Origin of the sequence: Sphingobacterium puteale (genome assembly GCF_003627955.1) — a bacterium.
Taxonomy (GTDB): Bacteria; Bacteroidota; Bacteroidia; order Sphingobacteriales; family Sphingobacteriaceae; genus Sphingobacterium; species Sphingobacterium puteale.
The window spans coordinates 122,086-146,071 of sequence record NZ_RBWS01000011.1 but is presented as its reverse complement, the minus strand read 5'-3'; the positions used below and the strand labels follow the sequence as shown (position 1 = coordinate 146,071).

The window sequence follows — 23,986 nt, the reverse complement described above, 5'->3', positions numbered from 1 at the left end:
TTTAGTCGATTATTGAATGGAGAGGTTTCACTGATTGAACAGCGACTATAATTAAGAACTTTCGGTCGCCGACAAAAACGCAGCTTTAAAGCCTCTGATCGCTATAAGATTGAGGATGGCTGCTTCATCACGTTTTAAGGTTCGCACGGTAATTGTACACAGCTTATCCTGCAAATCCGCCGAAATGTATTTTAAATCAGCAATATGCCTAGTCAGATAGGTGATTAACTCAGCACGTTTGGCCAGCACTTGGGCCGAAACAGCAAAGGTAAGTAAGTAATATTTCATCTTTCACGTTGTTTTTTGATCCATTACAGAATCGAAATCCATAGCAACAAACTGATTGTTCTGATCAGCTTGGGCCATATACGCACTATTGCGCAGACCAAATATAAAAATTTCTGACCATTAAACAATAATAGTCAGAAGTAAAAAGTGCAAATAAATTCAATTTCGCCAATGTAAATGGATAAACAGCATATTTAAGATAATGCCCGGAATTTCAAAAATTTACCCCAGGGGAATTAAAAGGTCAGAAAAAAGCCTCTTGGGATTGGCTCCTCAGAGGCTTTATTATCTTCTGCTTCATGATAAGCCAGTTATCCAACTTCTTCAATTCAGCAGTCATTTTCCTGTTTTTACCTATTTTTCTTTTGGCAGATCAGCTTCAATTTTCTTCACAAAATCTTCAGACACACTCGCAAGTTTAGCAACCTCCGAAATAGAAAATGTCCCCAAAGACAACAGATTTGTTATTACTTCAGTTTTAGCCATAATCTCGCCCTCAATTTTTCCTTCAATTTTACCTTCAATCTTACCCTCGATTTTTCCTTCGATTTTTCCTTTAATTCTACCTTCAGTCAAAGCTCTCTCGAGCGCTATTTCTTGACTTTCACGAATACTTTGGGCATCCCATTTATTTTTTAAACTTACATTGTACATATCCCGTTCCTCCTGATTTAGTTTACTATACTCTGCCAATTTAAACAGCTTCTTGAAAACTGGTTTACGCAAATGCGGTAATTTGTCCATTGATGACAAATTTTTGAGCACATAAAGCCAACGATATAGATCGTTAACTAACTCTGTTTCAGCCATAGCAAAGTTAACCAATTCGACGTATATAAACCCAGATTTTCGTAAAATATTTTCCCAGTATCCCGATAACAAAGGCAAATATCATGTAATCGAAAGATTTTAGCCAAAATGAATATTAATAATTTGTTAATATTCCTAAAACACACAGGTATAATTGCCTATTTACATTTGGTCTTTGCTTAACTAACATGGCTAATTGTGAATTTACAGCGCTTACGGATCAGGAACTGCTCGATTTGGTCCAATTGGAAGACAATAAAGCTGCTTTTTCCGAACTCTATAACCGCTATTGGGAACCCTTGATTAATCTGGCAGGAAAAAGAACGCTCTCCCTTGCTATGGCAGAGGAAATCGTTCAGGATGTTTTCGTCAATTTCTATTTACGACGGAAGGAAATTCAGCTTAATAATTCCCTTTCTGCTTACTTAAAAACGGCAATTAAATTTCAGGTCTTTAAAGCCTATCGGGTAAAAAAAATCCAGGATAAATATATCGAGACTGTAGCCTACATCGGGCATACCGTTCCGGTACAGCCCGACAATATCCTCGAGTCCAAACAGATCCATGCGGAGATTTTTAAGATCACCGAAAAAATGCCCGCCACCTGCAAAGAGGTCTTTCTATTGAGCCGTTTCGAAAAACGCTCCAATCAGGATATCGCCGACCAACTGAATATTTCTGTGGCCATGGTTCGCAAGCACATTACCAAATCCATGAATATCATGCGCTCTGAAATCAAAGATCATCAAATGGATATTTTCTACCTGGTGCTGCTGCTGTATATGCATAAAAATTAAGCGAAAATATTTTTTTTGAAATTCCTGTTCCCGCTTTCCAATACTTAGGGTACTAGTTAGTATAAAGCAAAGGAAATGGACGATCAAAATCAATACATCCTCGATATACTCGCGAAATACGAAGCCGGAACGATCACGCAAGAGGAACTCCAGATACTCGAAGACTGGTACGCTTCATTTGAAAGCAATCCAGATATCACCGACAGTTTAAGCCCGGAGGAACGTGCCGTCCGGAAAAAACAATTGCAGGAAAAGATCTTCGATCAGATTGACCAGGAGACATCCTCAACGGCAAAGATGTCCAAAAAGCGATTTTTTCTAAATCCGGGCAATAGGTTATGGCAAGCCGCTGCTTCCATAGCTCTCATTTGTGCAGTCTCATTATACATCTTCAAGAAGCAGTCCGACAAGCTTCCCGTCAGCGCAGAAGAGCAAAGCAGCACGATCAGACCCGGAACGGATCAAGCCATCTTAACACTCGGCAATGGCGAAAAGATTCTACTGGATGACTCCAAAAAGGGAGAGCTCGCTACCGAAGGAAACATTCATATCAACAAGCTGCAACCGGGCAATCTGGTTTATACAGCGGGTAAAAAGGTCCCTAAGGTATATTCAAATACACTTTCTACCCCGCGGGGCGGCAGGTACCAGTTGACCTTAGCTGACGGTACACAAGTCTGGTTAAATGCCCAATCTTCGATCACCTACCCCTCAGCCTTCCGTGGATCTACACGGGAAGTGACCATCACCGGTGAAGTATACTTTGAGGTGGCACACAATGCCGCCATGCCTTTTCGGGTGAAGTCCGAAAATCAAACGATCGAAGTGCTGGGCACACATTTTAACGTCAATACCTACAAGGCCAAATCCGTGGCCAAAACAACCCTCCTGAGCGGTTCCGTCGCCCTGAGCAATGCCGATCAGCGCATCGTCCTCAGGCCCGGTCAGCAAGGTGTCGTGGCCGGCCGTTCTCTGTCCGTCAAACAGGTTGACCCGACCGAGGTCATTGCCTGGAAAGAGGGCTATTTTGACTTTACGGATGCGGATATTGGCAGCGTTATCGACGAACTGGGCCGCTGGTACAATGTGGACATCCACTATCAGGGCACCGCAACCCAGGAAACCTTTACGGGAAGGATACCACGCTCCTGGCCTTTTGAAAAAGTATTGAATCTATTAAAAACGTTTAAAAGCATTCAGGTAGAAATGCAAGGAAGGAGGCTTATTGTAGAAACAAGATAATACACAACCTAATGTCCGATTCCAAAAAAAGCCAATAGTGGTCGTAACACTACTGGCCGATAGCCGGAATAGGCAAAATGAATTTCTCGATCCGATTTAACACATATTTCAGCTTAACAAATGTATAAAAAAAATACAAACATACTATTGAAAATGAAGCTAAGCACCTTCATGACCGCTTTTGGTATGCTACAGATCAGCTTGGGGGCAGTAGGACAAAACATCAGCCTCTCCGAGAAGAACAGCTCCCTGGCCAACGTATTCAAAAAAATAAGTACGCAGACAGGCTATGGATTTTTAGTCGAAGGCAGCCTGCTTAAAATGTCCAGACCGGTCACTATAGAAACGCGGAATACCGATATCAATACGGTATTGGCCGCCATTTTCAAAAACCAGCCGCTGAGCTTTGAACTGCGGGACCAATCCGTGCTTGTTTCGGCAAAAAAGACAAGCAGCAGCCTCCTTTCAGCCTCCAAGGGCGCAAGCAACATCGGCGCCCAACAACAGGGCACAATCAGTGGAAGGATTACCAACGAAAACGGCGAAGCGCTCGCAGATGCCAGCATCACCGTGCTCCAGACGGGACTGTCTTTGAAAAGTAAGGCCGATGGAAGTTATACGTTGAACCTCGCTGCCGGCACCTATACAATCGAAGTCCGTTACATATCCCATCAGACAAAAAGGATCACCGACATCCTTGTCCGTACCGGGAAGCAGACCAACCTCAGCGTCGTGTTAAAGGATGTAGTCAAAAGCCTGGAACAGGTGGTCGTCACTGGCAGCTATAAACAGGAAAGTATTGCTTCACTCTATGCCAAACAAAAAAATGCAGCAACGATCTCCAACGGGATCAGCCGCGAGCAGATTGCCGTGTTACCCGACAAAAACGTTGGTGAGACCTTGAAGCGCATCGCCGGTGTCAGCACCAATGACAACCGCCGGGTCGTGATCCGCGGTATTGCCGAACGCTATAACCTGGCCATGATGGATGGCGCCACCCTCCCTAGCACCGATGTGCAGGTCCGGGACTTTGAATTTGATATCGTACCGAGCAACCTGATCGAGAATGTTATTATCCACAAGACCGCATCGCCAGACCTGAGCTTTGGCTTTGGCGGCGGACTGGTCCAGATCAACACCCTGGCCATTCCATTGAAAAACTTTACCTCCTTTTCGCTGGGCAGCAAATATATCAATGGCTCTACGGGAAAAGATTTCCTGGGCTATGGCCGTGGCAGCTGGGACTACCTGGCCTTTGACGACGGCACGCGGGGCAAGTTCCCGCGGGATCTGACCGTCTTCAACGGCATCAACTACGATCCTGCCAATCCGTACAAACCGGTACCCGAGGGAGTCACGCCCTTTACCCCCGAAATGATCGCAGCACAGAACAAACGCATTGGCGGATTGGAACGTCTGGGTACACGAAAATATACCGCGCTACCCGGACAAAACTATCAGTTCAGCCTAGGACGGAGCTACAATAGCATGAAGGGCATCTTTGGATTTGTAGGTTCGCTCAGCTACCGCAATGAACAGTCTATTGACCAGATCTCCAATTTCGAACGGGGCAACTGGCAAAAAACAGACGGAGCCAGCTTCGATATCAGTACCGGAAAAGAAATCAATCCGACTAGCGCTAGGCAGTACAACTTCAATTCGAGTCTAAGTGGATTGGTCAACCTGGGCTGGAACAGCAAAAATCATAAAATAACCTCCCGCAACTTTTATTCCCGCATGTTCAACAATCAGTTTTCCGTCATCGAGGGCTGGGGAAACGATATTGGCCATGGCTCCAGACCCGCTATCCGGGAGTATGACCGCCCCAAATTTATCGATATGCTCCAGAACAGGCTGGATGGCGAACATCGCTTGGGCAACTTTAAGCTCGAATGGAATATTGCCCGCAACCAGCTGAACAACCGCGAGAAAGATGCGACCGAAGCCTGGCTCGAACCCCGAGGCACCCTCAATGATACCCTGTACAATATTGTGCCTTCGCATTATGCCAATGCCGGTGATGGGACCTTTACACGTTCCGAATACCATTATACCGAGACCAACAAAATTGCCGAGGGTGCATTGAGCTACCAGACCAACTGGCTTGGGCAAAAGCAGACCCTGAAAGCCGGCTATCAGTTTATGGATCGGCATGGATTGTTCGAATGGGTCTCCCTGCCGATCGTTTCGGTCGGTGCAAATACTTATTCGCCCGTCAACACCTGGTCGAAGTACCTGGATTTTAAAGATCCCTTACATGGGATGTTCTATTATCCCGCCGCCTTCTCCATCAGTGCCTATGAAGGGAAAAATATCAACCAGGCTGTCTATGGCATGCTGGACAACAGGTTCAACTCCTGGATCAGGCTGGTCTGGGGACTGCGTGCCGAATACTTCAAGTATAAAAGCCTGCAAAACGGCGATAATGACCTGCAGATGGATGCACGCACCATTGCCATGCGCAAGCAGCGCTTTGTCGACCCCAAAACCGGCAAACTGGTGGGTATGACGGCCGATCCCGAGACCGAAGAGAAAACCTGGCGATACCTGCCCTCGGCGAGCCTGACCTTGACACCCGTAGAGGATTTCAATATCCGCATGGCCTATTCGCAGTCGGTAGTCCGCCCCGCATTGATCGAAAACTCCAGGATGGTACGCCAGGATCCTGCACTGGGTGGCGCTTACCGCCGCAATGAAGGCGTGCTGTCTACCGTCATTAATCATTATGATATGCGTTTGGAATGGTACCCTTCCCTAGCGGAAGTCATTTCCATTGGATTTTTCTATAAATATTTTCAGAATCCGATCGAATTGTACCGGCAGATGATGGATTCCTCGCATCGCATCTATGTAACGACGAATAACTCCGAATGGGCCAAAGTCAAGGGGCTGGAGTTTGATATCCGCAAAAACTTAGGATTTATGCTTCCGGGCTCCCTGTTGGAGAACTTTAATTTCAGCGGCAACGTCACACTACAAAGCTCCGAGGTGCAGTCGGCCGAATTCAGGGCCAAGGGCATCGACACCGATAAATATGGGAATACCTTTGAGTACCGCGAAAAACAGTTCCTGAAAAGCAAGCGCCCGCTCTATGGACAGATCCCCGTCGTCTACAATGCCGCCTTACAATATGCCGGAGACCGCCTCGGTGCCAACGTCGCCTTCAATCATATGGGGTACAAAACCTTTATGACCGCCATGAGCGAAGACCTGATCGAATACGAGCGCCCCCGCAATCAGCTCGACGCACAGCTGAGCTACAAATTGCTGAAAAACAAAAATCTGGACCTTAAGCTCAACCTCAGCAATCTGCTGAACAGTCCGTTCCGCTTTTATGTCAACAGGCCCGAAACCTACAAGATACAGGACCGCTGGAAAGGCCTGTCCAACTCCGAGTGGCCGACCCAAGAGTGGGACGAGATCTACGAGTGGAAATTCGGGTTTTCCCAAAAATATGAGGAAGGTTACTACGAGACCTCAGCAGATGGAACCAAAAAGATGCGCATAGGCGACAAAGAAACCTTTAACCGCAAAGTAGGCAGTTCCTTTAGCCTATCCATTGGATATACATTTTAAATCAAGCGTTATGAACATAAAAAACATTTTAACAGCCACGGCAATCAGCTTCTTCCTGCTCATCGCCCTCCTGTCCTGCAACAAAGGCGGAGACCAGCTTTTGTATCATTCCAATATACATCTGTTCAATTTAAGTGGGTATAATAACAGCAATGAGGAACTTACGCTGCAACTGGACACCTTTCCCCCTACAGTAACGCCAGCATTTGGCAAAATTGCTTTTGGCGCCACCTATAATTTCAATGACCCCAAAAAGCAAAGCTTAAAATTCACCATGAAGTCCAAAGCCAACGATAAAATTCTGCTGGAGCGGGAAATCAAAGCCACGGATACGGAAGCCGAGACCAACCTCAACCTGATCTATATGGACGGGAAGGTGGGCGATTTCCCGGTGATCCCGGCACCCGAGGAAGGCAAGGTGCAATTGATCTATATGTTCCAGTCCAATATTTTAAATTACCGCGAACCGGTGGATATTGTATTTAAGAAATACTATTTTATCCCAAAAGTGTTTGAAGAGGTCGTCCGGATCAAAAATCTAAAGCCCAATGAGTTCTCACAGCCCATCTCTTTTACCCCTTTTCCTTTAGGCGTACAGGAATATAATGGGCAGAAAACGCCTGTATTGTTTCGGGCACATATCTATAAAGCCGGGACTGACATCCCCTATAACGCGGGCACACCCTATGAATTCAACCCGCTGACTTCGGTTGCTCCGACGCCCTCACCCGTAAAGGCCAGTTCCAAGTTGCTCATCATCAACGAAGCTCCGGTCAATAATATGATACAGTTTAATAAGGTTTTAGAATTATAATTTATACAGATGAAAAATTTGTTGACAAAGACATTTTTCCCATGCATGGCGCTGCTGCTGATCGGTATTCCTTTCTTTTTCTGTGCCTGCAACAAGGATACTGTTGAAGTAGAGCGCGCGATGCATATCCTGATCAATGGCCACAATGGTGCTGAGCATCCTTTAGTGGTGGCGATCGATACCACTGTGTTCGATCATAAAGACGGCGCTTTTATTATCCAGCCCAAGAGCAATATCCATTTTACCACGGCCTTTAGCTACAAAGTACCAAAAAAACGGCTGGTTACCTTAACAGATACCGTGACCAAGAAAGTAGTTTACAGTGCTGAATTGCCAGAGAATACCATCAGAGTCAATTTCAACTACCTCTATTTTGACGGCAAGGTACAGCAGGTGGTTCCCCCTGCTGCCGACCCCAATGTCAATAAACTAGGCTTTTACATTTATGATAAAAGCATTGATTTCCCGGTTGATATTTCGCTACAGCAGGTCAACGCAACCACGGGCGATGTCCGTAAGGAGTACATTGCAAAGAACGTGCTTCCCGCAAAATGGGTCTACGTCGATTATCTGCCACTCAAGGGCTTTGACAAAGAGGTCGACCTGCGGAGTGCTACGGTTCATTTCACCAAGGCGAATACGGATGAATGGGCCTTTGAAGGCGATGAAGCAAAAAGTAAATTGCCCGCCGTTGGGTTCTTTTTCCCAAAATTGAACGATAAAGGAAAGGTGCAACCCTATTTTATTGCACCCAAGGTGCCGAATCAAATATTCAGCCGACTTTTCTTTTATTTGGATTAACGGGATCAACATGTAAATCACAGGCGGGAAAGTATATTTTCACCTAGATTAAGATATACCTTCCCGCCTATTTTTCGGCAAAAAATCCACCACTTCTTTTGTAAATGCATTGTTTCACATGAGCACACAGCAGAAGATTTTCTACGCCATTCAACCGATACCAGTTCTCACAAATACCGAAGACTTTTGAGCTTTTCTTAGAGCAAGCCCAGGTTTTGCTGGCGGTAAAATGCGGACCGGCCGGCCTTGACCTCAGTTATCGGATCGCTACTGGCGCTAGGCAAACGCCCCCCCCGTTCCCATGATACGGAAAATAAAATCCAACTAGGGTCCCCGCAAAAGTTGTTCTCTCCCCCTTTTAAGGGAAATAATCGAAATACCAGACCTTAATAGATCCTGAACAGGTTATATTCAAGGATAAATGCGTATTTTTACCCCTAAGCATTCAATCTTATTTTAAATAATCAAAACGCCCATTCAAGCAGGATATATTTCTTTACAATTGGATGAATACCGTACTGTAACCTTCATGTCTTATGGACGAAAGCAATGATGAAACACTTTAGGCTAAATAGCTTCAACGCACTATTTTTCCTCCTTTGGGGAATGATCACAGCAGTACTATGGGTATTTGATGACTCTGACTATCCAATGGTCATCCAGAAAATACTATCTGGAATATCGCTGCTTGGGACCTTATGTACGACAACTTATTTTCTATGTAACTATATCTTACCCAAAGCGATCGACAGCAATAAGTTGTATTCCATCCTGCCCCACTTTTTGACGTTGTCGGTCTTCCAGGCTATATTATTATGGATTTTTCAAGAAGGATTATACTTCCTTGAGGATCGCAATTACCTGCCCCTATCGGAAGTCGCTCAGGAACGGGAAACCTTTGTGACGACACTGGCGAGTACATTTCCGGTAAGTATCCTTCTTAATCTTGGTTTTGGTGGCTTAAAGGTCTATTTTGAACACGGCAAGTTGCATCAGCAGCACCTGACATTAAAAAAGACTCACCTGGAGATACAGCTCCATGCACTCCAGTCAAAGATCACGCCTCACTTTATGTTCAATGTATTGAACCATATCCATCTTTTGATCCAAAAAGATACCGAGCTTGCCTCCACGCTGCTGATTAAATATGCGGATATTCTACGTTATCAATTGTATGGAGCTGACAAAGAACATATCTCCCTGGCGGAAGAAATTGCCTTTATCAACAATTATATTGAAGTCGAGACTTATCGCTGGGCAAACAATCTGACGGTATCCCGCGACGTTCAGTTGACTGATCCACAGGTCCATATTGCCCCTCATTTATTTATTATATTCATCGAAAATGCGTTCAAACATGTTGGCCGGGCCACTGCGGAGAAAGGTGTTATCGCCATACAAATCAGCCAGGACGCCGCAACAATCAAACTGGATATTCAAAATTCAAAAGGATCCATACAGCCCAAAAAGGCGGATCATACTGGTATAGGGTTGAAAAATGTAAGCGAACGGCTATCGCTGATCTACCCTAACCGACACGAACTGATCATCAATGACACAGCAGATCGCTATCAGGTCACACTCACAATCACTATTCATGAACAGCATGACCATTAAATCCGAAACACCCATGCCGCCACTCAAATGCCTTATTGTCGATGATGAATTAGGGGCTGCGGAAGGAATTAAATTTTATATTGAAAAGTTAGACTTCCTTGAAGTCACACAGATCGGTTTCTCTGCCATAGAAGCCACTCGTGCCTTACGTGAACATGAGATCGACCTGATGTTTCTCGATATCAATATGCCCGAACTGTCGGGGATCGAACTGTTAGAGTCGTTAAAAAAGACACCGTTAACCATCATGACGACTGCTTATTCCGAGTATGCACTGGACGGTTTTAGGTTAAATGTGGTCGATTACCTGCTTAAACCGATCAGTTTTCCACGATTCTTTCAAGCGGTTCAAAAAGCCCATGAAATGTATCGGTCACAGTTAGCACTTCGCGACATGATGACGACAAGAGATCAGGATATCTATATTAAACAGGGGGATACCTTCATACGATTCGTATGGACAGACATCCTATACATTGAGGCGATGCAAAATTATGTCAAAATATACCTGAAAGATAAAGTATATCTGGTTCACCAGACCATGCATGTCACCGCAAATATGCTGCCCGACAAAGCATTTTTCAGAATCCATAAGTCATTTCTGGTCAACCTATCTCATATCGAAAAAATCAGTGGCGGAAGGGTCTATGTTAATGGGACAGAACTGCCGCTTTCGAAATATCGGCGTGAAGAGTTATTTAAGACCGTTGTCAGCAGAAAACTTTTGAGCAGGTAATACCTGCCCAAAAGTTTCTAAAATCTATAGGTGATGGATAACCTCGCCTGCTTACTCCCTACTACAGGTAAAATGCTTAAGGCGTTTATATTTTCTTTCTTAGACCATAATTTATGCAGTTTCGGCAATAATAGATAGGCAATTTCCGTACTTACTATACCGATCCCTGCACCTGCTACCACATCGCTTAACCAGTGTTTGTTGTTCACGATCCGCAACGCGCCAGTAGCGCCTGCGATCATATAGCCACTGATCCCTATCCAGGGGCTGCTATTCCCATACTCTTTATATAAAATATGAGCACCGACAAATGCTGTGGCGGTATGGCCCGAGGGAAAGGATTTTGTGTTGGAACCATCGGGGCGCGGCACTGTTGTCGTATGTTTCAGCGTTTGCACAGTTAGCCCCATAATGGCGTGTGAAACTGCCATGACCAAGGTCCGGTCAGTTACATCATGCTTTGGCCGCGTGCCCATCAGGTCGATGGCATATACGCTGAGCGCAGGTAGATATTGCAGGTAATCGTCTATTGTAGTCCGGCCTGCAAAGTACTTTTCACGGGCGTTTTTCACCTTCATGTCCAGTCCTCTCAACGGGGTATTGTATTGGGCGATGACACCATATCCCATGAATGCACCCGCGGCGATCAATGCTGGATCGATTCGATGATTCTTTGTTAATATGTCAGGACCTGTTCGCCCGGAGTCCAACGGCCGGACCACTTGCAGATTTATTGACTCCGGTGGTTGCTGCACGGTTATTGAATCTGATGAAACCGGATTTTGTGCGAATGTATTCGCATAACTAAAAATGATGGCAATAAGAACTGTAATACGCATAAAATTGTGTCCGTTAATCGTTAACGGACACAAAACTGATGACTTGACGGCGTCTTACAGCAAGTTATTGATGACGGGATCCGGTGTGATGACCTGTAGGCGGAAATGAGGGACGAGTGACTTTCTCGCACCACTGCCCCTTTGAAAAAGGACAGCCGCACTATATGGCCAGTTTAACTGTCGTTCTATCGACATTTTAGACCATTGGACAATTGCGGAGGCGGCAGATCAGCCTCCGTAATTGTTATTCAAAGCCTCTTACCTGATTTTTCAAGCTCTTTGACGAAATCCTTACCCCAATAATGGATATCGTAGTGTTCAATATGCTCATACAGCCTACGCGCCCTGACCTGAGCCTCTCCGGGCTCCATGACGAGCGCTTTTAATAGCGCATCTTTCATGCTCTTGCGGTCATAGGGATTGGTCAATATGGCATAAGGCAATTCGACCGAAGCTCCCGCAAATTCCGAAAGCACAAGAATCCCGGGGGTCTCCAATAGGCCATGGGTAGCAATGTATTCCTTGGCGACCAGATTCAGCCCGTCGCGCAAAGGCGTGATCCAGGCAACGTCGCTCAGCGCATAATGCTTGATCACCTCCTCAAAAGGCAGTGCCCTGTAAAAATATTGGATAGGCGTCCAGTTCATTGTGGCATATTTACCATTTATCTCACCCACAGCCTGGTTCACCTGATCCCGGATCTCATCATAGATCGTCATTCCCTGTGATGGCGGTGTACAGACATTGACCAGTTCGATCTTACCCCGAAATTCGGGATACTCGGCAAGAAATTCGCCAAAAGCCTGGATTTTTTCCAACGGCCCCTTGACGTAATCCAGGCGCTCAATGGATATGATACGCGTTATTTCAGATTCCGCTTTGCTTTTTTTGAGGGCATTGATCTCCTCCGTAATGTGATCATCAGTCAAAATATGCTCGATATGATCCCTGTTGACACCGACCGGTTGTGCCCCTAGCCTGATCTGCCGGCCGTCCACCTCAATGATCTTGGTCATCTGATCGACCCCGAGGGCACAGCTATAGGTCAGGAACTGATTGGCGACATCTACCTTTTTGATTACTTTAAACGGCGTATGGCTGCGGATCACATCCACAAAATTCTCCACATAGCGTGGGATATGAAAACTGATAAAATCACAGAGCAACAGGCTGCCGATGATCTCTTTGCGCCAGGGAATAATATTAAAAATATCCGCTGCCGGAAAAGCCGTATGGTGAAAAAAACCAATTTTCAGATCGGGACGCATGGTCTTTAAAAAAGAAGGCACCATCCACAGATTATACTCATGGATCCACACCAGCGCCTCCTCGTCGGCCTCGCGGGCGATCCGTTCGGCAAAGCGCTTGTTGATCATCAGGTAATGCGCCCAGTCCTCGTGGTTGAACTTGGCCCGGTCCACAAAGGAAAAGATCGTCGGCCAAAATGCCTCTTTGGAGAATACACGATAGAATTTATCAATATCCTCTTTTGACAACGATATGGTGGAGGCGACCAGATTAGGATAGCAGCTTTCATCCACCAGCTGATTTGGAACCGGCTGTCCGTCCTGCTGGATCACTTCCTCACCGATCCAGAGGCCAGACCTTCCCTTTTCGAATAAGCCCAGCAGCGAGGGAATGATGCCGTTCGGACTTTTGGGTGCAACCCGTACCGTTTTACCATTGACCGCTTCCTTTTCAAAAGGCAACCGATGGTATACCATCACCAGCTGATCGGATTTCTTGGACTTTCTTTTTTGAGGTATAATTTTTTTTTCCCCACGGATCAGCTGTTGAAACGGGCGGTGCTTGCCCATATATTCCAGTATTCCGCCCGCTCCTGCAGCTTCCGCGTTATAAGCCGTATTCAGCTCAGCAATCGCTTGCAGCAGACTTGGTTCGGATTTTCCGACGGCAACACCCTTAAAACCGATCTGAAATAAGGCCAGATCATTTAAAGTATCACCGGCCACCATCACATCATCCGCATGGACAACCAGGAATTCGACCAACTTCTTTAATGTTGTTCCCTTATTGACACCTTTAGGTAGCAAATCAAGGTATTTATCAGCCGAAGTTATAATGTCACAGTCATACCTGTCGGCCACCTGCTGCACCAGGCTATGGTCTACCCCAGCTTCATAATAAAAGGAGCTGCGGCGCTGCTGTGGCACATGTTGGTAATTCAGCTGCGGAATTTCCTCCAGCGCAGCGCGGATCGCATAAGTCTGCGGCCATTTTTCCTCAATTTCACTCTGCAGTGGCTCAATCGCTTCCAGGCTATGGCCGTTAACGACCGTGGCACCCACATCGGCGATAATGAAGTCCGGCACCGGAATGAGCGGATCGCTCAGCAGCGGCAATACCGACTCCAGTCCTCTTCCGGTGACAAAAACCAGCTGCAGGTTGGGGCTGGTCTTGATCAGTCTATATAATCTGAGGCGGTCTTCCATCTTTCCGCCTAAAAAAGTTCCGTCTAAATCTGTTGCTAATAGCATATTATCTGATATTCCTTTCTAAAAGTTTAAATTCATCCATTGCAGCCATATGGTTGTATAGCACCCGATAGGCTGTCTGTAACAGGGGTAAATTGAGCCCGAGGCTCTTTACCGTCGCCATCAGCCCCCTTGTTGCAAAGTATCCTTCGGCGACCATCCCCATGAGCTGACGCGCCTCGAAAACCGAATACCCCTGGCCAAGATATTTACCAAACGCCCGGTTGCGGCTATGCGCGGAGTAGCCCGTCACTAATAAATCGCCCAAATAGGCAGAGCTTCCCAACCGGGCATCGGGTGCGCCAACGGCACGCAGCAGCAGCCCCAGTTCGTCGATGGCATTGGAGACCAGCACCGCCATAAAATTGTCACCGTAATGCAGTCCCTGGGCCATACCACAGACAATACCCACAATATTTTTGTAAATGGCAGCATACTCCATCCCCACCATATCCGGACTGTACTTTACCTGCATATAACTTGAAGCAAACCAGTTTGAGATCTTACCGATAAAGGTTTCATTAGAACTGCATAGGGTCATATAGGTTTTCTTGTTCCGTGCGATTTCCTCGGCATGGCAAGGGCCCGCAATCATCGCCTGCTGAAAATCTTTCAGCTCAAAAAACCGGGCGAGATAAGAACTTGGAAGCAGATTGTCAGGGCCGACGGTCCCTTTTATGGCGGTGATCACAAATTTTTCGGCGAGGTCCTCTTTGGGAATTGCAGCGCAAACATTGTCCAGATGCGCACTGGGCACGGCGAAAAGAACTACTTTCGACCGGGTCACGATCTCGTCCAGTTGATCGGAGGCAAAAATTTTTGTATTGTCAAGTTTTAAAAACGATAGGTAGTCAGGGTTAATAGCATCCCGGTTTATCGATCGCACCTGCTCGGAACGCCGCATATACCAGTTGACATGGATGCTATTTTCTGTTAAAATTTTAACCAGGGCCGTAGCCCAACTCCCACCACCTATCACACTAATCTCATTCAAATTGTCGGGGGTTTTAAGACGCAAAAACAGAAAGTTTTCGCCATCCGGTTATCTATTAATTTACAAATATACGTAAAAATTAATCAATAAGCAAATAAAACATAGAAAAGCTGCTATTAAAGGGTGTTTACCACATAAAAAACCGTTTTTATATTTCTTCGTAAATTTGTCTGTTCATATGAAAAATTTAGACATGCTCAACTTCAGTGAACACCAATCAAGTTCGATTTATCAGTACATCTTCGATCTCTTTACGACATTAGGTTTACCCGAACAGCAGGCCCATATGGGTACGGCAGTCGGATTACTTCTGGCTTTTGCCCTGTTACTCTACGCGCTGGATTACCTGATACGCAACATCCTCTATTCGGCATTGAACAAAATTGCCCGGCGAACCTCCACCCAATGGGATGATTTCCTTTTGGCCAATAAGGTGCATGTGCAGCTAAGCCGGACCATATTAACGCTACTGACACGGCAGCTGCTTCCGGTCGTCTTTCTTGGCTTTCCGGTACTGACAGCCACGATTGTCAAATTTTTGGATTTGTTGGTATTGTTTATGGTGTATCATCTCGTCAACAGCCTGTTAAAAACCTGCAGGGATATTTTTCGGACGTCAAAAGGATTCAAGGACAAGCCCATCGACAGTTACCTGCAGGTGGTACAGATTTTTTTGATTTTCGTCATCGGCACACTGGCCGTGTCGCTGCTGACCGGCAATTCGCCCTGGTCTTTTCTCGTTTCGCTGGGGGCGGCATCCGCCATCCTCATGCTGGTATTTAAAGACACTATTCTAGGCTTTGTCGCCAGTATCCAGGTATCGGCCAATGACTCGGTCCGTGTGGGTGACTGGATAGAGATGCCCAAATATGGTGTTGACGGCGATGTGCTGCAGATCAACCTCAACAATGTGAAGATTCAGAACTGGGACAAGACCATCGTCACCATACCGACCTATACCTTGCTAAGTGATTCATTCAAAAACTATCGCGGGATGCAGGAGACTGGCGGCCGTCGGATAAAACGGGCTTTGAACATTAAAATGTCTTCTGTACGCTATCTCAGCACCGAGGAAATTACAGCATTAAAAAAAATCCACTTGCTGGCCCCCTATATCGAAAAGCGGGAGCGTGAGATTGCCGATTACAACAAAACCCGGGATACCGGCAGCTCCTCGCCAGTCAATGGCCGGAGAATGACCAATATCGGTCTGTTCAGGGCCTATGTACTTGCCTATGCCAAGCACAATCCCAATATCCATCAGGAACTGACCTTATTGGTGCGTCAGCTCGCGCCCAACGAATACGGCATTCCGCTGGAACTGTACATGTTTACCAAGGGTACTCAATGGGTTTATTTCGAAGATACCATGGCCGATATATTTGACCATTTGCTGGCCGCCATTAAACACTTTCACCTACAGGTGTTTGAACTGCCCGCATCCGATGACCTGCGCATGCTCATGGCCGCACGCAATTTCAGTTAAATTTTAAGGCTCAATCAATCGCAGACAGCAGACCATGGCTGCAAAAGTACTTTTGCAGCCATGGTCTGCTGTATTTGTCATCCACTTTCAAGCGATATCCGAAACATTATTGAAACAAATCGAGTGAGCGACGTATCTTGTTAAAAAAAATACTGATTCAATATTTTTTTTCATTCCATATTGCACAAATAACCCGAATTAAAAGTAAAATAAGCGAATTATTCATAATTTACACAGCCAATTTCAACCAAATCACTACAATCTATACGAAATTTAAGAAAGTATACTATGTTTTACCCCGTTTTTCCCTACTTTTAATGCGCCTAAAGATTTAATTTTAAAATATGGACGATATTATCAATAAAATTTATAACATCATCTGGAGTGATGCTCTGGTATACTTATGTCTGTTAACAGGTATCTATTTTACGATACGTTTCCGATGCCCGCAGCTCATGCAAATTCGGGAAATGATACGTTTGCTTTTTAATGGTAGTAGTTCGGACAAAGGAATTTCCTCATTTCAGGCATTCTCGCTCGCTATCTCCGGCCGTGTGGGTACGGGCAACATTGCCGGTGTCGCTACAGCCATAGCCATGGGCGGCCCCGGAGCTATCTTTTGGATGTGGGCCATCGCTTTTTTGGGCAGTGCATCGGCCATCGTGGAGGCTACGCTCGGACAGATGTACAAAGAGGTCAATGATGGAGAATACCGCGGCGGGCCAGCATTTTATATTCTGAAAGGGTTGCGTTCCAAGGCCTTCGCCTGGACATTCGCTATCGTCACGATCATCAGTACCGGATTTTTACTCCCAGGCGTGCAGAGTAATAGCATAGGTGCGGCGGTTGAATCAGCCTTCAACTTGTCGCCGGGCGTCACCGGATTAACCATAGCGGCTTTACTCGCCATCATTATTATCGGCGGTGTAAGGCGGATCAGTACCGTCGCCGAGTATGTCGTTCCATTTATGGCGGGAGCCTATATTCTGATGGCATTAGTCATTATTGGCCTCAATTTTACACAGATACCAGCCGTCATTTCACTGATTGTAAAAGCCGCTTTCAATCTGGAGGCAACCTTTGGTGCTGTGGCAGGCATGGCAATTTCATGGGGCGTAAAACGGGGCATTTACAGCAATGAAGCCGGTCAGGGTACCGCCCCACATGCTGCCGCCGCCGCCGAAGTATCGCACCCGATCAAGCAGGGGCTGGTTCAGGGCTTTTCGGTCTATGTCGATACCATGTTTGTCTGTACAGCAACAGCGTTGATGATCCTATTTACGGGACAATATAATGTGGAAAATCCAAACGGAGGGTTTATCGTACAGCACCTTCCCGCTACGGAAATGGGACCGGGCTTTACGCAACAGGCCGTGTCACATCACTTCCCTGCCATTGGGGACGCTTTTGTCGCTTTAGCTTTAGCGTTTTTCGCGTTCACTACCATCATGGCATATTATTATATTGCCGAAACTAATATCAGCTTTGTAAGCCGCAAAAAACAGCACAAGACCATACTTATCTGGGCTTTGCGCCTGCTTATGTTAGTATCCACCTATGTAGGCTGCATCAGTACGGCAAAGTCTGCCTGGACACTTGGCGATATTGGCGTCGGACTCATGGCCTGGCTCAACCTGATTGCCATACTTCTGCTTCACAAAAAAGTACTAGCCATTTATGATGACTATTGTGAGCAGCAGAAGGCCAAGAAAGATCCGGTTTTTAACAACGATAAGTTTAATTTTCCGAACATGGATCTTTGGACCAAAGAGCAGCCCTAATTTGGCACCGTAACCATTCATATGTTTTCAGCACATCATATCAGATTGTGCTCGTGTGCATATTTTAGCATTTGGGCAATCGTCTGACAGCCGGCTTTAGCCATCATTTTTCGACGGTGTGTCACTACCGTATGGGGACTTAAAAAGGTTTTTGAAGCCGTTTCGGCCACACTGTAGCCATTCGAGAAATATTGCAGCACTTCGATCTCCCGTGGCGTAAAGGTTTCCGCTCTTTTGTCGTTGCTGGACAAGATATATTCGAATTCCCTGCAGATGAAGGTCTGCCTACTTTTTACTGCTGCCAAACAGGCCTGTATCTCCCCCAGTTCGCAGGATTTGCTCAATAGACCATCTGGACGGTATTGCAACATACTCGCTAACACAGCCGGTGCGGTTGCCCCGGTCAGAAAGATAACCTTTGCGGCTCCATTGATACGCTTTATTTCTGTCAGTATGGAGAGTCCATTTTCATCTTGGAGGTAATAATCCAGAAAAACAAGCAGCTCCTCCTTTCCGAAAGCGCGCAAAAATTGAATTAAGTCGTTACCCCTGTTAAAGGATTGGACTATATCTATCCGACATTCACGTTTGAGCAACAGCTCAAGCGAGAAGGCGACAATCTTTTGATCATCTAAGATAACTGCATGCCTGGAGGTCTTCATAATATTGGCTTTTTATTAATCTAGTAAACAAATTTAATCATTTGATATAATCATATCAGCGTGTTATTGTATAGTTGTAGCTTATAAGCTACAGCCATCGCATATTCATGCTATATTGAAGCCAAACAATCGCATAAACAGGTGATATTCCCTTTCACTCTATCGTTTTCAATCCATAAAGCCTTTTTTTTACACCAGAATTTAGTTTATGGCCAAATCACATACGGTGCGGCTACTTACAATTGAGCCGAAGTTTAAGTTATAATGCTGAGCTAACGATAGTGTATAGTATTTACCCTTGATAAAACATATTATTATGAAAAAGAAACCTATTAAACTCCAGTCAGGCAAACTGGAGTACCAGGCACCTCAGATACGGGTGACCAAGGTCTTATTGGAACATGGCATCGCCGCAGGGTCTAACGCACAGGCCTCAGGTGACATCCAACAAACATGGGATAACGAAGAATCACAGACTCACAGCCAGAGTGACGGCTGGTGGTAATCATTCAATTCGCTATTAATTTAACCCACTAAGAAAATGAAAAATCATTTTATTCAAGCATTGGCGCTCTTTACCGTACTGTTTACTGCCTGCAGCAAAAATGAAAGCACGGATCCTGTCGGAACAGAAGGAAAAGTAAGTGTCAAAATCGGAGGCGTGTCCTATTCTGACGAGGGCACGGAACCTAAGTTAAAGCTATCCAATACCAGCAATACAAGCAGTCCTATATCTATCCAGAGAGCTTCTATCCCGTTTGGAGATGAACTAACTGCGCTGGCGACGCTGTCACCGGAGACATCCGATCTATCCGGTACTTTGCGCGCTTCAGCAGGACTTAAAATGGCGACCGGCCCCGAGCCACTGGGCACCGGCGCCAAATATGCGGTTGCCGCCTATAATTCCGCCGGCGATTATATTAAAGATTCTGGTGTACTCACCTATACTGGGAGTGGTACAAACTGGAATCTTACGCTTGCCCCAGGTGCCTACACATTCGTTGCCGTCGCTGTGGCAAACGGCCATACATTTCCGAATATCAATTTCAACCAGAACCTTGCCAATATCACATTTGATGTGCCGGGTGCAGACACGGATGTACTTTGGCAAAAACAGACCGCCAGTGTAACCGCAAATCAGACCCTCTCTCTGGATCTTATCCTCAGCCATTTATTTACGCAGGTACAGGCCACCTTGGAGAGCACATCAGCCAATGTGGTGGGCAATATCACCTCTATCGTTGGTAGCAGCATATCCCCGAACTACGGTACGGCCAACGTTCACTTGTCTGACGGCCATTTTACACAGGGAGGCTCTTCCACTGCCCGTAGTATCAGCTTCAGCGGATCAGGACTCCTATGGACAAGCAGCCCTGCGCTGATCATTACCGAGGGAACTAGCGCCGGTAAAGTCAGCTTCGGGACGGTCACCTTAAATGCAGTTCAGAATGGAGTAAGATCCGGACTGATCAACCTGACGGACCTGAGCTTACAAAAAGGCGTCAAATATAACTTAAAACTGCGCCTTGTCCCTAAAGGGGCAATAGATGTACCTAATTCCAATTATTATTGGAGTTCGGCCAATTTGACAGGTACCGCACCCATCACCCTGGCTGCTGCCCAATATTTGAAAGGTAGTGTTTATAATGGTAACGGTTCTGCCTCTTATTGTGAGACGGCCATTGGTACCGGCTGGCGCACGGCAACGCAAACTGAGTATCAATCTTTGATCAACCAAGGTACCGTACGCGGAAGCTACAATGGGCAGACCGGATGGTTTTTAGGAACTTCTATACTGCCGACAAGCAATCTGGACAACTACATGTTCTTACCTGACAACGATTTTACCCGATCCGTCTCTGGTAACAACGATATTCCAACTAATGCTCTTGGGGTATATTGGGCAAGCCCGACTGTACAGGGTAATTCCAAGCCGGCATTGATATTGACAGCAACCAGCGTCTCGATCGTGAATATTCATCAAAATAATTGGGCTGCCATTCGTTGTGTGAAAAACAAGTAGCCTGACCCTGATGGTCTATATTATAACGAAAAAAGGGATCGTACAGTAGCGCTATGCTGTACGGTCCCTTTTCATTAGCAAGCCAAAGCGATAGTATTAGGGATTTATTCTACGGGATACACTCTTGATATCGAACTTATGTTTCTCTTTTTGCCGATATTTCCTCCGCTTTTGATAACTTCCCTATTTATCCACCTCACTTTGTCCAGGTCGAGCTTTTCCACCTGCCGGTCGTAGGTGACCAAACCGTTGATCTCATGCTCCACATCTGAAGTCTGGGTATAGATAGCACTACTCAATCCCCTATATATCATCCGCTGTTCGATCTCGTTGAGCAGATAAATATAAGTATCCGTCAATGTTTCCTTGTTAATCAATATTTCGTAGGCATTATTAGGCACCGGCCACATATGATTGCGTACAAATAGTCCCTTACCGCCAAATTCACCCAGGGAAGCTGCCCGCTTCTCGTCGGGAAGCGGAAATGCTTTGTCCTCCATCTTTCCGTAGTGGTGCATATCCACAAAATCGCCGTTGCCGGGATCACCTTGCGCCGGCCGGTAGCCCGGTGCATAGTTGAACCCTGAATTGCCGTTCACCAGCCGTGTAGGATCATACGCTTTGGTCCAGTTGGTGATATCAGGCACCTCGAAGGCACCCCAATTTTCGTTAAAAGGCACCCAGGTGACAATCGAAGGTACGCTGATCAGCTGGTCCATCATCTGTTTGAGCTCATTCCTGAACTCCTGGCGCACAGCTACCGAATCGTTATCATCGGGATACCACAAGTTGGGCATATCCTGCCATACCATCATCCCGAGGCGGTCGCAATGATAGTACCAGCGCATCGGTTCAACTTTGATATGCTTGCGGATCACGTTGAAACCTGCCCTTTTGGCCAGCTGAATGTCGTACAGCAGCGCCTGCTCCGTCGGCGCTGTAAAGATCCCATCCGGCCAGTAACCCTGATCCAGCACGCCGATCTGAAACTCAAACTTGCCATTTAACAGCGTTCTGTTAACACCGTCCACCTTGCCGATGCTGATGGAACGCATAGCGAAGTAGGACTCTACCTGATCCACGATACGTCCTTGTTTATCTTGCAGTTGAATCTGCAGATCATATAGAAAAGGGTCATCCGGAGTCCATAGATGCGGGTTGCGGACAGGTAGAAAAAATGAGGCGTTGTCCACACCTTCTGCCCTGCCGACCTGTGTTATACCATCATGTGCCGTAGCCACCACTTTTAGCCGTTCTCCAGTGGTCAATGCGGTTATCTGCAACCGGTTATTCTTTAGATCAGGGATCAGCTTTAATTGTGTAACATGCTCTTTCCGTATTGGCTCCATCCACACGGTCTGCCATATGCCCGAACTGAAGGTATAGTCGCCCTTATCACCATTCTTGCCCGAAGATGTCTTGCCATCGTTAGCGTCGTAGACCCCCACCACCAAACTGTTGTCGCCCGGCTTTAGAAAGTCCGAAATATCCACACTAAAGGCATGATATCCACCCTTATGGTCCCCGGCTTTTTTGCCGTTGACAAAAATAACAGCATACTGGTCCACAGCACCAAAATGCAGTAAGACACGGCTGCCTTTCCATGTCGGCGGAATCACGATATTACGCCTATACCACAGAAACTGCTCGCCACTGCGGGCTATGCCTGACAGTTCCGCCTCAGGAGCAAAGGGTACCCGTATCTTTTCCGTTCTGGCAGGAAAATCCGGAGCCATGGTGGCTGTCCGCGGATCCTGCTGTAACCTGCCGCCCATATAGTCCCAGAGGCCATTGAGATTTTGCCATTCCTTACGCTTCATCTGCGGCCGCGGATATTCGGGCAAAGGTATATTTGCCGTCAGCGCCTCCTGTGTCCAGGGTGTGGGCAGCGTAAAGTCTGCTAACGATTGAGCCTGTGCATGCGCTGTCACCAGCAATGCCATTAAGAGAGCCCAGAAACGAAAATTAGTGCTTGTCATCATTCTATCAGGTTTGGTTTGTTTATATGCTTGTTTGTACCGCTCATCAGCGTGCTAAATTGATTTATTAAATTGACCTGAAGTATCTTCTCGTTAATACTTCGTGTCAATCATGCTTATGGTATCGGGTTTATATATTACAAAGATGTCATTTAAAACTTTTGCAGGACATAAATGAACAATAATATTACAAATTCAGCCGAGATACCCAAACAGGGCAGCTTTAGCCACGTTATGCTTATGAAAACTGTATCCCATATGATCTTCCAGTCCTAACGGTAGTGGAATTTTCGTAAAAGTTGGACAGTTATTTTACGAAAAAGTTATATTTGTGTGATTAAATGATGAACTTTGGTAAAAAAGTGCCTGATTTCACATAGTTCGCCTTTGAAAAACACACCTAAATAAGTATGCAGGACAGCGAATACGCCACACTATCCGACGGGATTCTGGTCGATCTGATTCGCCAGGATGACGAGAGAGCTTTCTCTGTCATCTACAAGCGTTACAGTGTTCCTTTGTACATTCATGCCAATAGATTTATCCGCGACCGTGAGGAAACAAAAGACATCCTGCAAAAAGTCTTCGTTAAAATCTGGGATATCCGCGGCAAGCTGCCGACGGATATTAAGCTGTCTTCCTATCTGTATCAGGTCGTGAAAAATGAATTGATAAATCATATTTCACATAGCAAAGTAGTTGACAGATACCTGGATAGCATGTCATCCTTTGCCGTCAGCTATGTTTCAGACACAGATCATGTAATCCGCGAAAAACAGCTGCAGGCGATCATCGAAAGAGAAATTGAGAATCTTCCTGAAAAGATGCGTGAAATCTTTCAGTTGAGCCGTACACACTATTTGAGTCACAGAGAGATTGCCGAAAAACTTGGCATCAGTGAAAAAACCGTAAAAAATCAGATTTCAAACGCGCTAAAGTTATTGCGCAACAAGCTGCCTCTGCTCTTATTTATTCTTGCATTTTTTCCAGACCGGCCCTAACGGTCAGATTTTTTAAAAAAAATTTCACTTTCATCTGGGACCTGC

General features: G+C 45.9%; 19 protein-coding genes. 12 read left to right on the top strand and 7 right to left on the bottom strand.

Features of this window, described 5'->3' with window-relative positions; translation table 11 throughout:
- Positions 1-51: 51 nt before the first annotated feature.
- Positions 52-288, bottom strand: a complete 237-nt coding sequence (locus D7322_RS15550; RefSeq protein WP_121125211.1) for a hypothetical protein — start codon at positions 286-288, stop codon at positions 52-54.
- Between the two features lie 354 nt (positions 289-642).
- Complete coding sequence (locus D7322_RS15545; protein ID WP_121125210.1) at positions 643-1,098, bottom strand: PD-(D/E)XK nuclease family transposase; 456 nt, start codon at positions 1,096-1,098, stop codon at positions 643-645.
- A gap of 188 nt (positions 1,099-1,286) precedes the next feature.
- On the opposite strand from D7322_RS15545, the gene D7322_RS15540 reads away from it, so the two are divergent.
- The 7 genes from D7322_RS15540 (at position 1,287) to D7322_RS15510 (ending at position 10,681) form a co-directional block, all read left to right on the top strand.
- Positions 1,287-1,895: an RNA polymerase sigma factor gene (locus D7322_RS15540; RefSeq protein WP_121125209.1), complete on the top strand. Its 609-nt coding sequence runs from the start codon at positions 1,287-1,289 to the stop codon at positions 1,893-1,895.
- 75 nt (positions 1,896-1,970) lie between these two features.
- Positions 1,971-3,137, top strand: coding sequence for a FecR family protein (locus D7322_RS15535; RefSeq protein WP_121125208.1), 1,167 nt, complete (start codon positions 1,971-1,973; stop codon positions 3,135-3,137).
- Positions 3,138-3,290: 153 nt separating this feature from the next.
- The gene (locus D7322_RS15530) at positions 3,291-6,713 is read left to right on the top strand and encodes a carboxypeptidase regulatory-like domain-containing protein (RefSeq protein ID WP_121125309.1); all 3,423 of its coding nucleotides are present in this window, start codon (positions 3,291-3,293) and stop codon (positions 6,711-6,713) included.
- 10 nt (positions 6,714-6,723) lie between these two features.
- Positions 6,724-7,527 (top strand): hypothetical protein, encoded by an 804-nt coding sequence (locus D7322_RS15525; RefSeq protein WP_121125207.1) that lies wholly within the window; start codon positions 6,724-6,726, stop codon positions 7,525-7,527.
- Between the two features lie 9 nt (positions 7,528-7,536).
- Entirely contained in the window at positions 7,537-8,328 is a 792-nt protein-coding gene (locus D7322_RS15520; protein WP_147430434.1) for a hypothetical protein, read from the top strand.
- A gap of 549 nt (positions 8,329-8,877) precedes the next feature.
- Positions 8,878-9,945 (top strand): sensor histidine kinase, encoded by a 1,068-nt coding sequence (locus tag D7322_RS15515; RefSeq protein WP_121125205.1) that lies wholly within the window; start codon positions 8,878-8,880, stop codon positions 9,943-9,945.
- On the top strand, positions 9,935-10,681 hold the full coding sequence (locus D7322_RS15510) for a LytR/AlgR family response regulator transcription factor (RefSeq protein ID WP_220700090.1): 747 nt from the start codon (positions 9,935-9,937) through the stop codon (positions 10,679-10,681). The genes D7322_RS15515 and D7322_RS15510 overlap by 11 nt, the downstream gene beginning before the upstream one ends.
- A gap of 17 nt (positions 10,682-10,698) precedes the next feature.
- On the opposite strand, the gene D7322_RS15505 is transcribed toward D7322_RS15510, so the two are convergent.
- From D7322_RS15505 to D7322_RS15495, 3 genes are all read right to left on the bottom strand, one after another.
- Complete coding sequence (locus D7322_RS15505; RefSeq protein ID WP_121125203.1) at positions 10,699-11,520, bottom strand: phosphatase PAP2 family protein; 822 nt, start codon at positions 11,518-11,520, stop codon at positions 10,699-10,701.
- 248 nt (positions 11,521-11,768) lie between these two features.
- On the bottom strand, positions 11,769-14,018 hold the full coding sequence (ggpS, locus tag D7322_RS15500) for a glucosylglycerol-phosphate synthase (RefSeq protein ID WP_121125202.1): 2,250 nt from the start codon (positions 14,016-14,018) through the stop codon (positions 11,769-11,771).
- 1 nt (position 14,019) lies between these two features.
- Positions 14,020-15,009, bottom strand: coding sequence for an NAD(P)H-dependent glycerol-3-phosphate dehydrogenase (locus tag D7322_RS15495; protein ID WP_147430433.1), 990 nt, complete (start codon positions 15,007-15,009; stop codon positions 14,020-14,022).
- Between the two features lie 178 nt (positions 15,010-15,187).
- Between D7322_RS15495 and D7322_RS15490 the strand changes: the two genes are divergently transcribed.
- Both D7322_RS15490 and D7322_RS15485 read left to right on the top strand, forming a co-directional pair.
- On the top strand, positions 15,188-16,495 hold the full coding sequence (locus D7322_RS15490) for a mechanosensitive ion channel family protein (protein ID WP_121125200.1): 1,308 nt from the start codon (positions 15,188-15,190) through the stop codon (positions 16,493-16,495).
- 344 nt (positions 16,496-16,839) lie between these two features.
- Positions 16,840-18,276, top strand: coding sequence for an alanine/glycine:cation symporter family protein (locus D7322_RS15485; protein ID WP_121125199.1), 1,437 nt, complete (start codon positions 16,840-16,842; stop codon positions 18,274-18,276).
- Between the two features lie 35 nt (positions 18,277-18,311).
- Here the strand turns inward: D7322_RS15485 and D7322_RS15480 are convergent, their stop codons facing one another.
- Positions 18,312-18,938: a response regulator transcription factor gene (locus D7322_RS15480; RefSeq protein ID WP_121125198.1), complete on the bottom strand. Its 627-nt coding sequence runs from the start codon at positions 18,936-18,938 to the stop codon at positions 18,312-18,314.
- A gap of 316 nt (positions 18,939-19,254) precedes the next feature.
- Here D7322_RS15480 and D7322_RS15475 point away from each other — a divergent pair, with 316 nt between their 5' ends.
- The gene (locus tag D7322_RS15475) at positions 19,255-19,443 is read left to right on the top strand and encodes a hypothetical protein (RefSeq protein ID WP_121125197.1); all 189 of its coding nucleotides are present in this window, start codon (positions 19,255-19,257) and stop codon (positions 19,441-19,443) included.
- 36 nt (positions 19,444-19,479) lie between these two features.
- Positions 19,480-20,961 carry a hypothetical protein gene (locus D7322_RS15470; protein ID WP_121125196.1) on the top strand — a complete coding sequence of 494 codons (1,482 nt, stop codon included), beginning with the start codon at positions 19,480-19,482 and terminating at the stop codon, positions 20,959-20,961.
- A 104-nt stretch (positions 20,962-21,065) separates the two neighbouring features.
- Here D7322_RS15470 and D7322_RS15465 read toward each other — a convergent pair whose 3' ends face one another.
- Positions 21,066-22,943: a glycoside hydrolase family 2 protein gene (locus tag D7322_RS15465; RefSeq protein WP_121125195.1), complete on the bottom strand. Its 1,878-nt coding sequence runs from the start codon at positions 22,941-22,943 to the stop codon at positions 21,066-21,068.
- Positions 22,944-23,350: 407 nt separating this feature from the next.
- Here D7322_RS15465 and D7322_RS15460 point away from each other — a divergent pair, with 407 nt between their 5' ends.
- Positions 23,351-23,941 carry an RNA polymerase sigma-70 factor gene (locus tag D7322_RS15460; protein WP_121125194.1) on the top strand — a complete coding sequence of 197 codons (591 nt, stop codon included), beginning with the start codon at positions 23,351-23,353 and terminating at the stop codon, positions 23,939-23,941.
- Positions 23,942-23,986 lie beyond the last annotated feature (45 nt).